Below are 12,219 nucleotides of genomic sequence, written 5' to 3' on the forward strand. Positions count from 1 at the left end.
CGGACCGGAGGACGCATGGGATCCCACCGCGGCACCGCCGCGCTGCTCGCGCTGGGCGTGGCCGTCGCGCTCGCCTTCATGCCCGCCACCCCGGACCGCCGGAGCACACCCGCCGCCCCCGACGCCTCGCCGACACCCCGCGCCGAGGCGGCCGGCTCCACGGTCACCGTGCTCGGCGACGGTTCGACCTCCGACACCGGCCCGCAGCCGGCGCAGCCACCCGTGGCCAGGCTCAAGCCCGGTGAGGTGCCACCGCAGTTCGTGGTCTTCTCCTTCGACGCCCCCACCGAGGACGACAACCACCTGTTCTCCCGCACGCGCCTGGCGGCCGGGGCGAGCGGCGCCCAGGTGACCTTCTTCCTGCGCGGCATCGACCTGCTTCCCGCCGCCGCGCGCTGGCAGTACCAGCCGCCGCAGCACGACGCCGGTACCGCCGCCGTCCCCTTCCCCGCCGACGCCCAGGTCCGCGCGACCCTGCAACAGCTCGGCCAGGCGTGGCTGGCGGGCGACGAGATCGCCGACGGCTTCATCGGCCAGTTCTGCGGGCCGAAGGGCGGCCGCGACTGGTCGACCGCCGACTGGCAGAGCGAGATCGGCCAGGGCTACTCGATGGTGAACTTCTGGAAGACCGGGACCGGCTTCACCGACCTCCCCCCGCTGCCCTTCGACTACCAGACCGAGCTGGTCGGCGGCCGCGCCCCGTGCCTGGAGGGGCGGCAGAACCTGCTCCCGGCGGAGAAGGAGGCCGGCTGGCGGTACGACGCCGGCTCGCCGGGCGACGTTCAGCACTGGCCGGCGCAGACCGACGGGATCTGGGACTTCCCGCTCCAGCGGATCCCCGACGCCTCTGGGGCTCGCGAGGTGCTCTCGGCCGACCAGACCGAGCAGACCTACCTCAACGCTTTCGAACGGAGCTATCACGGCAGCCGCGCGCCGCTCGTGATCGACACCCGGCTCGACCCCGGCAACAGTTCCCAACTCCAGGTCGCCGAAGCCACGATGAAGGACCTCTGCCACCGCGACGGGGTGCGCTGCGTCTCCTTCCGCCAGCTCGCCGACTGGCTCGACGCCCAGGATCCGGCCGTCCTGAACCACCTTCGCGCCCAAGGGCGTGTCTGACAATTCCCGGCGCCCAACTGGACCGCCGTCGTCGGACCGTAGCGTCCCGACACCCCAGTCCCGAGACCCGTGAACGCGGAGGAGCCGCGGGGCGAACCCCGCGGCTCCCTGTGGTTGGGGCGTCAGGAGGTGGTGAGGGCCGTGTCGTCGATGACGAAGCTGGTCTGGAGGGAGCTGTCCTCGGTGCCGGTGAACTTGACGGTGACGGTCTGGCCGGCGAGGGAGGAGACGTCGTAGCTGCGCAGGGTGTACCCGGCGCCCGCGTTGAGGTTGCTGAAGGTGGCCAGGGTGGTGGAGCCCGCCTGGACGGTCAGCTTGTCGTACGCGTTGGTGGTGCTGGTCTCGGCGGTGTCGATGTGCAGGTAGAAGCTCAGGGTGGCCTTGCAGCCGGCCGGGATGGTCACCGACTGGGACAGCGTGTCGGTGTGGGTGGTTCCGTAGCCGTCGAGCCAGGCCTTCCAGCTGCCGCTGTGGGCGGGCTCGCTGCTGGAGTTGTCGATGACGCCGGCGGTGGCCGTCCAGGGCGTGGCGGTGCCGGTCTCGAAGCCGGGGTTGCCGAGCAGCTGGGCGGCGGTGCAGCCGCCACCGCTGCCGGTGACGGTCCAGCTGAACGTCGTGGAGCCGGCGGCGCCGGTTCCGTCGGTCGCGGTCACCGTCACGGTGGAGGTGCCGGCGGTGCTCGCGGTGCCGGTGATCAGGCCGGTGGAGGAGTTGACGGACAGCCCGGCGGGCAGGCCGGTCGCCCTGTAGGTGAGGGTCTGGCCGGAGCCCGAGTCACTGGCCTTGATCTGCAGGCTGACCGCGGAGCCCTGGGCCGTGGTCTGGGAGCCCGGGTTGGTGACGGTGACGGTGTTGCCGCCGGTGCTGCCGCCGGAGGTGAAGGCGGCGGTGCCGTTGGGGGTGCCGAGGCCGGTCGGGCCGTCGTAGCCGGCGCCGGCCGTGCACAGGTAGGACGGGGAGCAGCTGCCGTTGGCGCCGCTGGTCACGTCGTTCAGCGAGCCCGGGTGCGCGTACGGGTAGGAGGCCGGGTTGGTGCCGGCGGCCGGGGTGCCGGCGAGCGCGTAGACGGCCGCGATGATCGGGGAGGAGGCGCTGGTGCCGCCGTACACGTTCCAGCCGCTGCCGCCGTAGGTCTGGTAGACGGCGACGCCGGTGGCCGGGTCGGCGACGGCGGAGACGTCGGCGACGGTGCGGTTGGCGCAGCCGGTGTCCTTCTGCCAGCTCGGCTTGGGGTCGTAGGCGGAGCAGCCGGAGCCGGCGCCGTTGCCGCCCGCGCTGCTGCCCCACACAGTCTCGCTCCAACCACGGGCGTTGGAGGCGCGGTTGAGGCTGGTGCCGCCGACCGCGGTGACGTACTGGGACGCGGCCGGGTACTGGGCGCCGTAGCCGGAGTCGCCGGAGGAGACGGTGATGGCGACGCCGGGGTGGTTGAAGTAGCTGGAGTCCGAGGTCGTGTCGGTGGCGTCCTCGGGGCCGCCGTAGCTGTTGGACACGTACTTGGCGCCCATGCTGACGGCGGTGTTGACGGCGGTGCCCAGGTTGTCCATGGTCGCGCTGTCGGCCTCGACCAGGAGGATGTGGCAGTTCGGGCAGACCGCGCTGACCATGTCGACGTCGAGCGAGATCTCACCCGCCCAGCCGCTGTCGGCGGTCGGGTAGGTCGTCCCGCCGCGCTGGTCGACCTTCTTGAAGCAGCCGTTGGAGGTGGTGCAGGCCGGCAGGCCGTACTGGGAGCGGTAGGCGGCGAGGTCGGACTCGGCGTTGGGGTCGTCGTTGGCGTCCACGATGGCGACGGTGGCGCCGGTACCGGCCGAGGTGGGCAGGTTGTAGGCGGAGGCCAGGTCGCTCGGGCCGTACCCGGACGGGGTGAGGTTCGGCGCCAGGTCGTGCTGGGCGAGGTCGGTGCGGGCGAGCGCGAGGCAGGCCATCTCGCCGGGGTGGCTCGGGGCCGCGCACAGCCGCTTGGTGGTCGCGGCGGAGTGCGGCGCGGCGTCGGTCGCGGTGGCCGTGGGGGCGGTGACCGCGAGCAGGCCGGTGGCCACCAGGGCCAGGGCCGGCAGGGCGGCGGACAGTCTGCGGGCTCTGGGCAGCCGCGGGCTGCGGGGGAGGTGGGAGCGCAAGAGTCGACCCTCCGGTGGGGGTGAGGGCGCAGCCGGTGCCGGCAGGGGGTTCTCGCCGGTACGGGCTCGGGCCCGTGCTGACGGATCTCGGCAGGTGCTGGCCGGCCTCGGCCGATGGGGACGGCCGCGGGCCGGCGGTGTGCTCGCGCTGTACGGGAGCTGGGCGTTCACGAGAACGGAATGCCAGGTTCATGACATGTGATCGCATGTCAGGGACCGCACCACATCGGGTTGTTGCCGAGTGCTGCGGCCTTGAGGTTAGGGCTGGCAGTCGGGGGCTACAAGGCCACGTTCGCTGCTTTTACCAGGGGTTGCCCATCAATTTCCGAGCAGCAGAGGCGGCGTGGGCGGCTGGAGGGGCGGCACCCGCCCGGAGCAGGACGTCGGCGTGGCCGACCTCCTCTGAGGAAAAAGGGCTTGGGCGCGCTGACACTCCGCTGGTAGTGTCCCGTTCTGAAGATCGTGACGTCGTGCAAGGAGGTGAGACCCGTGAACGCTGTAGGCATATGGGTGCTCCCTCTTCCCTCACGGTCGGGCGGCTGACGTAGCGTCGCCCGGGAGCGCCGTTGACAACAAGGCACTCCCGAAGGGCAACAACCCATGCATTCTGTACAGTTCACTGCTGAGACATCGTCGAACGGTGTCATCGAACGCGACTTCACCGTGGGTGAGATCACCGGCGCGCTCTGGTCGCCGGCATCCGGCGCCGATCGCGCGCCCCTGGTGCTGATGGGGCACGGCGGCGGCAACCACAGGAAGTCACCGGCCATGACGGGGCGGGCACACCGCCTCGTGACCAAGTGCGGTTTCAACGTCGCCACCATCGACGCGCCCGGTCACGGCGGCCGGCCGCTCACGGCGCACGACGAGCAAGAGATCGCCGTGATGCAGCGGACGATGGCGGCGGGCGAGCCGGTCGGCCCGATCGTCGTCCGCTACAACGCTCACCTGGCGGAGCGTGCGGTGCCGGAGTGGCAGGCGACCCTGGACGCCCTCCAGGCACTTCCGGAGATCGGCGCCGACGGCCCGGTCGGCTACTTCGGCCTCAACATGGGCACCGCGATCGGGGTGCCGTTCGTGGCGATCGAACCCAGGATCACCGCCGCGGTCTTCGGCCAGCACTGGCCCGATGTCCTGGTCGAGAAGGCGAAGCAGATCACCATCCCGATCGAGTTCGACCTGCAGTGGGACGACGAGCACATCCCGCGCGAGGCCGGGCTCGCGCTGTTCGACGCCTTCGCCTCGAAGGAGAAGACGCTGCACGCCAACGCGGGCCGGCACAAGGAACTGCCCAGGTTCGAGGCCGACAGCGCTGTGCACTTCTTCGCCCGCCACCTCACCCGGGCCGCCACGCCATCGGCCTGACGTGACGGGGTATCGGCGCCCGGCCACCAGCCGGGCGCCGGTGCCTGCTGCGCCCCCGGACCGTACGGGGGTGGGCCCTGCGCCGTACAAGGGCCGGTTGTCGGGCGGGGGTTGGGTCCTGTCCGGCGTACCGGCCCGGCGTCCTGGAGGGCTTCGTAACTCAGTAGCGATCTTGGGCCGTTACGGGCGAGCATGCAACGCATGAGTGACCAACCCGCGCGATGGAGCCAGGCAACCGTCTACCGCGACATGTGGGCCGATCCGGATGACGACCCCCGCAACAGCGAAAACAGTCCGGACGGCGAGCTTGCGACGCTGCAGGACTTCCTGACGAACTACCGCATGACCCTGCGGATGAAGTGCGAGGGCCTTGATGCGGAGCAACTGGTCCGTCGGTCGGTCCCGCCGTCGACGATGTCGCTGCTCGGCCTGGTGCGGCACCTCGCCGAGGTGGAACGGGACTGGCGCAACTGGATCACCGACGGCGACCCGCTGCCGAAGCTGTACGGCAAGCGCGACGCGGACTTCGACGGGGCTGTCGCCGAGCAGGCCGTGGTTGACGCTGCGTTCGGCGATCTGGAGCGCGAGCAGGCCGCGACCGACGCTGCGCTCGCCGAGCACCCGGACCTGAGCGCGCGTGTGGGGAAGAGCAGGATCGCAGTTCGGGAGCTGATGGTGCACAGGATCGACGAGTACGCCCGCCACTGCGGGCACGCCGACCTGTTGCGCGAGTGCATCGACGGAAGGGTGGGCCAGTGACCTGAGCCGTACAAGGGCCGGTTGTCGGGCGGAGGTTAGAGGGTGCGGGCGAGGTCGACGAAGGCCTGCCAGGCGGTGGGGGAGAAGGTGAGGTGCGGGCTGGCCTTGTCCTTGGAGTCGCGGACGAGGACGGCGGTGGTGGTCTCGGCGACCTCGACGCACTCTGCGCCTTCGTTGGTGCTGTAGCTGCTCTTTCGCCAGGCGATTTCGATGCAGTTGGCACCCTCGTTGCCGCTGTGGCTGCTCTTGAACCAGGTCAGCTCGTCGGTCATGGTTCTGACGGTACGCCGCTGGCCCGACGCTCGGAAGCGGCGGGCCAGCGGGAGGCCGGTTTCAGACCTCGGCGGTCGCGGCGAAGTCTACGAACGCCTTCCACGCCGCCGGCTCGAACGCCAGCTGCGGGCCGCTCTTGTCCTTCGAGTCGCGAACGTGAACGACGCCGGGCGTCTCGGCGACTTCGATGCAGGCTGCGTCTTCGTTGGTGCTGTGACTGCTCTTGAACCATGCCAACTCGGCCATGCTCACCGCTCTCCCAGAATCTGCTCGATCAGGGCCAGGGACTCGCTCAGGCTCAGGGCCTGGGCTCGGATACTGCTGTACCGTGCGGCCATATTACGTACCTCCACCGGGTCGGTGATCAGCCGGTTGACGTGCTGTGCTGCCACATACCCAATAGGGGGGCTGCCGTTGGGCGTGAGCAGGATGAACGATCCCCCCATGCCAGCGTGTGACATGCGGGCCAGCGGCATGATCTGAAGCTCAGGTCCTCGCATCTGCCCCACCTTGAGCAGGTGTTCGAGCTGTTCCTTCTGCACGTCCCAGCCTCCCAGCGGGCGCCTCAGGACGCTCTCGTCGATCACCCAACTGATGACTGGCAGCGGCCACTTCGCGAGGATCTCCTGCCGTGCCAGTCGCGCTTCCACCCACTCGTCGATCTGCTCGCCAGAGAGCAGCGGTCGGCGCATCTCGTACAGCGCGCGGATGTAGGCCTCCGTCTGGAGCAGGCCTGGAATCACCATCGTGCTGTAGTCGTGGATCTCGATGGCCCTGGCCTCTTCGTACGTGAAGGCCTTGGAGAAGGCGGGGTGACGCGTGCTCACCCGGATCTTCGCCCTCATCACGTCATCCGCGACCGCCTTCAAGATCCCTCCGGCGCCGAGCAGTTCGTCCACCGCCGTCAGAAACTCCACCCTCGGAGTCCGGGTGCCGCGCTCGATCGCCCCGACCATGTCCTCGCTGTACCCGATCCTCTCCGCCAGCTGGCGCTGCGTCAGGCCGGCCCGCTCGCGGAAGATCTTGATCTGCTTCCCGATCGCGCTGTAGAACTCCGCGACCCCGTCGGAGTTCTCCGCCGTCTCGCCGTCGTCGAAGACCGTCTTCTCGACGCTGCCCATGGCAATCACCCGCCCCTTGCTGCGCTTTCGACCGATTGATCCGGGCCGCCCGACAAGCCAACCCTCGGCACTCGCACAAGCACTCTCCGTGCTCGCCGAGTTCATGGTCAGCGTACGTCGCAGAGTCCACGCTTTGGTCCATGAAGTCCGAAACGTCTCTCGACAACCCCCGTCGCCACACCTCCGTCCTCGCCGCCTCTCCCAAGGGCGCGGCGATCGGCCGGCGGATCGCCAGGCGTCAACTCACCGCCTGGGGGCTCAACTTCAGCCACACCGAGCCGTACTACGCCGCCCTCCTGATCGTCGCCGAGCTCGCCGCCAACGCGATCACGCACGGACGCGTTCCGGGGCGCGGCTTCGAGCTGCACCTCTCCGTCACCACCTCCGCGCGCCGGGGCACCACCACCCTGCGTATCGAGGTCTCCGACTGCCGGGGCGACCGCCTCCCCGTCCTGCCCGCTAGACTCAACCCCAACTCCCAGTCCGGCCGCGGCCTCACCCTCGTGAACGCTCTCGCGGACCGCTGGGGCACCATCCCGCGCCACCCCAACGGCAAGACCATCTGGACCGAACTCGACCTCCCCGCCGCCGATGCGTCCTGACGTCACCCCCGCCAGCGCCGCCACCTACACCGTCCTCCCCTTCACTCTCCTCCTCGCCCTCATCGCCTGGGCCTACCCCATCGCCCATCGCCATCACCGATCACCACCGCCACCCGCCCCGACCAGCCCTCCCGCCAATCGCTGAAGAAAAGTGTTATCCGCGAGACCGGCCAGGGTCTCCAAGGCGTGGGAACGAGCGCGGCCCTCGTCGCGGCTGGAGGGTCTGCAGCGAGGGTCTGGGGCTTGCAAGATGGGGCTGCCCCGAGCGCGTTCGTATCCCACCGTGCCGGCGGTTCTCCCCTTCCGGCCGGTACGCCCCGGCGGTCCGCTCGCTACCCCCCCACAGCAGCGGGCCGCCGGGTCAATCCCGTTTCTCCGCCTTTGCACGGCAATTGACACTGCATCAGACCAGCTCGATGCTGCTCGGATGGACAATCCACTGCTTCTCGTGATGGCTTGCATCCTGCTCTGCACGGTCGTCCGCCTGGCGCTCAGGCGTCGGCGTTCGCGCCTTGCCCTCCCTCCCGCGCCGCCCGCCGACGAGCTCCCGCCCGCCGTGGTGCAACTGCTGCTCGGCGAGGGGAAGCTCCCCACGGGCGCCATCGTTGCCGTCGCCCTCGACCTGGCCGCAGCCGGCCGCCTCCGCACCGCCCGTTCGGAGAGCGGCGGCCTCGTCGTCGCGGCGGTCGAAGGGGCGTGCGACGGCCCGTTGCGGGAGTGCGAGCGGTTGCTGCTCCGGCAGGTCGAGCAGCGCCAGGGCGGCTCCGAGTGGATGCCGGCCTCCGCACTCGGCCCGGACAAGGAGGACTTCGGGAGCTGGTGGCAGGAGTTCGAGGCGGACGTCCGGAGCGAAGCTGTCGCACTGGGCGTGCTCTGGCCGAAGCCGGACCGCGTCGAGAAGGCGGCCGAGTCGTCGGCACTGGGGCTGACCGGACTCGCGCTCGTCTACCTCTACTACCGGATCGGCATGCCCCTCGTCCTCGACGTTCTTCTCGCCGTCCTCAGCCTCATCTTCCTCTACATCCCGATCGACCACGGCACGGCCTCGCCCGCTCTCCCCGAGCCGGGCCGCAAGGCCGCCGAGTGGTGGCGCACCGCCGGAACCGAAAGCAGGGCCTCCGAGCCCACGGCGGACGTGCCCACGGCGGACGTACCCGCGCCCGCAGTGGAGACGCTGCCGGAGAACCAGGCCTGGTCCTCGTTCGGGGGCCGGTGGCGCGTGGTCGAGGTGGGCGCGCCGCCGGTGCCGCCGTTCTGGGGTGAACCGGGCGCCCTCGTGATGCTCGCCATCCCGGCCGTGGTGCCCGCGATCATCCTGGGGGCCGCGATCGGCCCGGTCGCCGCCGCGATCCCCGTCGCGCTCTTCGCCGTCCTCTTCGGCTTCTGGGTGCCCGCCTACCGCCGGATCTGCGCCCTGCCCGAGTGCGAGGCCTTCGACGCGGTGGTGGTGCGGCGCTGGACCGGCATCCACCGTGCGGCGCAGTCGCAGACCACGACGGTGTACTACTGCGCGTTCGACGACGGCGAGCGGGCGCAGGCGTGGTCCTTCAAGGTCGACCGGCAGCAGTGGGCGCAGGTGGCGGTCGGCGACCGCGTCCGGGTGGTGTACAGCCCGCGCTGGAGGAACCTGAGGGGGTTGATCACGCCGGGCTCCTCTCAGATCTGACGGATCGCCGGTCCTGTCCTCGTTATTGACGCGCTGTCTAACCCGTCGGTAACTTCAAGGACATGCCAGCGAAACCCCGCCACGAGCGGGGGAGTTGAGCCGGCGCCGCACTTCGTGCCGCCCCCACCCGGCATCCCCCAACAGCTCCGGACGGGCGGCTTCCCCCACCTGCGCCTGACACATCCGAAGGAGCGCCCGATGCCGTTCCGCGCTGCCGCAACCCGTCTGTCCGCCGTCGCCGTTGCCACTGGTACCGCCGCCGCCCTCGCCCTCACCGGGGCGACCCCGGCCTCCGCGGCGAACCTGTCCTACGTTGCCCTGGGCGACAGCTACAGCGCCGCCTCCGGGAACTTCCCTCTCGACCCGTCCGCCCCGCTGCTCTGCGCCCGGTCGACGAAGAACTACGCGCACGTCATCGCCGGCCGCATCGGCGCGCGGCTCACCGACGTCAGCTGCGGTGGCGCGCAGACCAAGGACTTCGCCGGGTCGCAGTACCTCGGCGTGGCGCCGCAGCTCGATGCCGTAGGGCCTGGCACCGACGTCGTGACGATGACCATAGGCGGCAACGACAACAACACCTTCATCAGCTCGATCCTCGCCTGCGGCAGCCTCGGCGTCCTCACCGCCGGCTACGGCAGCCCGTGCAAGGACGTGTACGGGAGCACCTTCGACGACGCGATCGAGTCGAAGACCCGCCCCGCCGTCGAGGCCGCCCTGCGGGCCGTCAAGAACAAGGCACCCCGGGCCAAGGTCGCGATCCTCGGCTACCCGTGGATCGTGCCCGCCACCGCCGACCCGTCCTGCTACCCGAAGATGCCGGTGGCCTCGGGCGACGTCCCCTACCTGCGCGCCCTGCAGGGCCACCTCAACCGGGTCGTCCAGCAGGAGGCAGCCGCCACAGGGGCTGTCTTCGTCGACATGGCCACCGCCTCCGAGGGCCACGACGCCTGCGCGCCGATCGGCACCCGCTGGATCGAACCGCTGCTGTTCAGCACCAGCCTGGCCCTCGTCCACCCCAACCCACTGGGCGAGTCGAAGATGGCCGACCGGACGATGGCAGCCCTGCACCTGCGCTGACGGGAGGAGTGGGAAGTCGGCCCCGCCGACTTCAGGCCCAAAAAGCCGAGCAGCTGGTTCCAGCGGTGCGGCAGGATGGCAGGTATGGACGATCAGGCTTTCGAATGGGTGACCCTCTTCTGCTACGAGAACGTTGCCGGCTGCCCGCGGCCGGGCCGGCTGATCGCGGTTTGACTGCGTGACCGAGGCATCGACTGGCACCCGTTCGCCGAGGGTGATGTCAGGATCGACCTGATGTGCGGTGTGCGCTCGGACGGGCACTGGCACGGCACGTATGCCGTCCGCCTCCGGGCGGATGCTCTTCGGCGGCTCGGGCTGCATCCGGACCAGCCGACATCTGCGCCGGCGGACCCGCTGCCGCCGAAGTGGTGGGGCCCGTGGGCTCGTTGAGCCGCACGCACTCCCCAGTGGGGATGCGAGCGAATCTACGGTCTCACCCGGCCGGCGCGGGACTCCAGGTAGCGTTGCTCGGCGAGGCTGGCGGTGGCCTTCGCGGCGCGGCGGTAGTGGTCGTATGCGCCGGCCTTGTCGCCGGTCCTCTCCAGCAGGTGCGCCCGGACGGACAGCAGCCGGTGATGGCGGGCCATCCGTTCGTCGCTGTCCAGGGTGGACAGCAGGGCCAGCCCGGCCGCCGGGCCCTCGGTCTCGGCGAGGGCGATCGCCCGGTTCAGGGTGACCATCGGGTTGGGGGCGATCCGTTCCAGGACCAGGTAGAGGGCGTGCACCTGTGGCCAGTCGGTCTCCTCGGCCGTGGCCGCGTCGGCGTGCGTGGCGGCGATGGCGGCCTGCAGCTGGTAGGGCCCCAGCGTCGGGCCGGCCAGCGACGCCTTGACCAGCGCTATCCCCTCGTCGATCAGTCCGCGGTCCCACTTCGTACGGTCCTGCTCGTCCAGCGGCACCAGGTCACCGGCCGCCGTCGTACGGGCCTCCCGGCGCGCGTGGGTCAGCAGCATCAGCGCGAGCAGCCCGGCCACCTCGCCGTCTTCCGGCAACTGCGCGTGCACGATCCTGGTCAGCCGGATCGCCTCGCGCGCGAGGTCGGCGCGGTGCAACTCGCTGCCGGAGGAAGCGGTGTAGCCCTCGTTGAAGACCAGGTAGAGCACGTGCAGGACGACCCGGAGCCGCTCCTCGCGCTCCGCGCCCTCCGGCAGGGCGAACGAGCTGCCGGCGGCCTTGATGCGCTGCTTGGCCCGGCTGATCCTGGCCGCCATCGTGGCCTCCGGCACCAGGAACGCGCGGGCGATCTCGGCCGTGGTCAGGCCGCCGACCGCCCGCAGCGTCAGGGCGGTCTGGGAGGTCGCGGTCAGCGTCGGATGGCAGCACAGGAAGAGCAGGACGAGCGTGTCGTCGGTGTCCGGTACGTCCTCGGGCACCACCTCGTAGGCCGTCGCCGACTCCCGCTCGCGGCGCGCGTGGTCGCTGCGCATCTGGTCGATGAGCCGCCGGGACGCGACGGTCACCAGCCAGCCGCGCGGGTTGTTCGGCACGCCCTCGTCCGGCCACTGCAGGGTGGCGGCGAGGACGGCCTCCTGGACGGCGTCCTCGCACCCTTCGAACTGGCCGTACCGCCGTACCAACGTGCCGAGGACCTGCGGCGTGAGTTCACGCAGCAGGCCCTCGAAGTCTGGTGCTGTCATGCCTCCAATTGTCCGTCAGCGAACATGACCTGCCGCACCTCGACCCCCAGACCCGCGATCGCGGCGTCCGGGATCTGCGCCGCCAGCTCGATCGCCCGTTCCTTGTTCTCGCAGTCGATCAGGTAGAAGCCGCCCAGGTACTCCTTGGCCTCCAGGAAGGGGCCGTCGGTCACCACCGGCTGGCCGTTGCGCACGGTCACCACGGCGGCCTGGGACGGGTCGACCAGCGCCTGCGTGGTGATCAGCTCGCCGGACGACTTCAAGGCCTCGATGAACGCGCCGTGGCCGGCGCCGATCGCCGCCTTCTCCTCGTCGGTCAGCGCGTCCAGCACGGCCGGGTTGATGTGCAGGCTGATCAGGAACTTCATCGCGTACTCCTCGTGGTTCGCGAGCCCCGGCAGGGCCCTTCGACCGGTTGGTCTACGGGTTGGTCGGAGCCGCCGCCGTCGTCTTGACATCCCGCGCGAGAAAGTTCGCATG

Annotated in this window: 12 protein-coding genes; 6 read left to right on the top strand and 6 right to left on the bottom strand. The window is 70.5% G+C overall.

Features of this window, described 5'->3' with window-relative positions:
• Window positions 1-15 precede the first annotated feature (15 nt).
• Window positions 16-1,119, top strand: a complete 1,104-nt coding sequence (locus tag KV557_RS06620; RefSeq protein ID WP_218198787.1) for a hypothetical protein — start codon at window positions 16-18, stop codon at window positions 1,117-1,119.
• A 122-nt stretch (window positions 1,120-1,241) separates the two neighbouring features.
• On the opposite strand, the gene KV557_RS06625 is transcribed toward KV557_RS06620, so the two are convergent.
• Window positions 1,242-3,239, bottom strand: coding sequence for a putative Ig domain-containing protein (locus KV557_RS06625; protein WP_256177013.1), 1,998 nt, complete (start codon window positions 3,237-3,239; stop codon window positions 1,242-1,244).
• Window positions 3,240-3,839: 600 nt separating this feature from the next.
• Here KV557_RS06625 and KV557_RS06630 point away from each other — a divergent pair.
• Together KV557_RS06630 and KV557_RS06635 are read left to right on the top strand one after the other, a co-directional pair.
• The gene (locus KV557_RS06630; protein WP_218198788.1) at window positions 3,840-4,604 is read left to right on the top strand and encodes an alpha/beta hydrolase; all 765 of its coding nucleotides are present in this window, start codon (window positions 3,840-3,842) and stop codon (window positions 4,602-4,604) included.
• Between the two features lie 192 nt (window positions 4,605-4,796).
• Entirely contained in the window at window positions 4,797-5,363 is a 567-nt protein-coding gene (locus tag KV557_RS06635; protein WP_218198789.1) for a DinB family protein, read from the top strand.
• Window positions 5,364-5,398: 35 nt separating this feature from the next.
• Here the strand turns inward: KV557_RS06635 and KV557_RS06640 are convergent, their stop codons facing one another.
• From KV557_RS06640 to KV557_RS06650, 3 genes are all read right to left on the bottom strand, one after another.
• Window positions 5,399-5,635, bottom strand: a complete 237-nt coding sequence (locus KV557_RS06640; protein WP_218198790.1) for a DUF397 domain-containing protein — start codon at window positions 5,633-5,635, stop codon at window positions 5,399-5,401.
• Window positions 5,636-5,696: 61 nt separating this feature from the next.
• Entirely contained in the window at window positions 5,697-5,882 is a 186-nt protein-coding gene (locus KV557_RS06645; RefSeq protein WP_218198791.1) for a DUF397 domain-containing protein, read from the bottom strand.
• Window positions 5,883-5,884: 2 nt separating this feature from the next.
• Window positions 5,885-6,757, bottom strand: coding sequence for a helix-turn-helix domain-containing protein (locus KV557_RS06650; RefSeq protein WP_218198792.1), 873 nt, complete (start codon window positions 6,755-6,757; stop codon window positions 5,885-5,887).
• Between the two features lie 140 nt (window positions 6,758-6,897).
• Between KV557_RS06650 and KV557_RS06655 the strand changes: the two genes are divergently transcribed.
• The 3 genes from KV557_RS06655 to KV557_RS06665 all read left to right on the top strand — a co-directional run bounded on the left by KV557_RS06655 (window position 6,898) and on the right by KV557_RS06665 (window position 10,102).
• Window positions 6,898-7,359, top strand: a complete 462-nt coding sequence (locus KV557_RS06655) for an ATP-binding protein (protein WP_218198793.1) — start codon at window positions 6,898-6,900, stop codon at window positions 7,357-7,359.
• Window positions 7,360-7,786: 427 nt separating this feature from the next.
• Window positions 7,787-9,025: a DUF2207 domain-containing protein gene (locus KV557_RS06660; protein ID WP_218198794.1), complete on the top strand. Its 1,239-nt coding sequence runs from the start codon at window positions 7,787-7,789 to the stop codon at window positions 9,023-9,025.
• Window positions 9,026-9,223: 198 nt separating this feature from the next.
• Window positions 9,224-10,102: an SGNH/GDSL hydrolase family protein gene (locus KV557_RS06665; protein ID WP_218198795.1), complete on the top strand. Its 879-nt coding sequence runs from the start codon at window positions 9,224-9,226 to the stop codon at window positions 10,100-10,102.
• A 425-nt stretch (window positions 10,103-10,527) separates the two neighbouring features.
• Here the strand turns inward: KV557_RS06665 and KV557_RS06670 are convergent, their stop codons facing one another.
• Together KV557_RS06670 and KV557_RS06675 are read right to left on the bottom strand one after the other, a co-directional pair.
• Window positions 10,528-11,739 (bottom strand): RNA polymerase sigma factor, encoded by a 1,212-nt coding sequence (locus KV557_RS06670; protein ID WP_218198796.1) that lies wholly within the window; start codon window positions 11,737-11,739, stop codon window positions 10,528-10,530.
• Window positions 11,736-12,107: a YciI family protein gene (locus KV557_RS06675; RefSeq protein ID WP_218198797.1), complete on the bottom strand. Its 372-nt coding sequence runs from the start codon at window positions 12,105-12,107 to the stop codon at window positions 11,736-11,738. The genes KV557_RS06670 and KV557_RS06675 overlap by 4 nt, the downstream gene beginning before the upstream one ends.
• Window positions 12,108-12,219: the final 112 nt, after the last annotated feature.

The sequence above is a fragment of the Kitasatospora aureofaciens genome (genome assembly GCF_019192735.1).
Lineage (GTDB): Bacteria > Actinomycetota > Actinomycetes > Streptomycetales > Streptomycetaceae > Kitasatospora > Kitasatospora aureofaciens_A.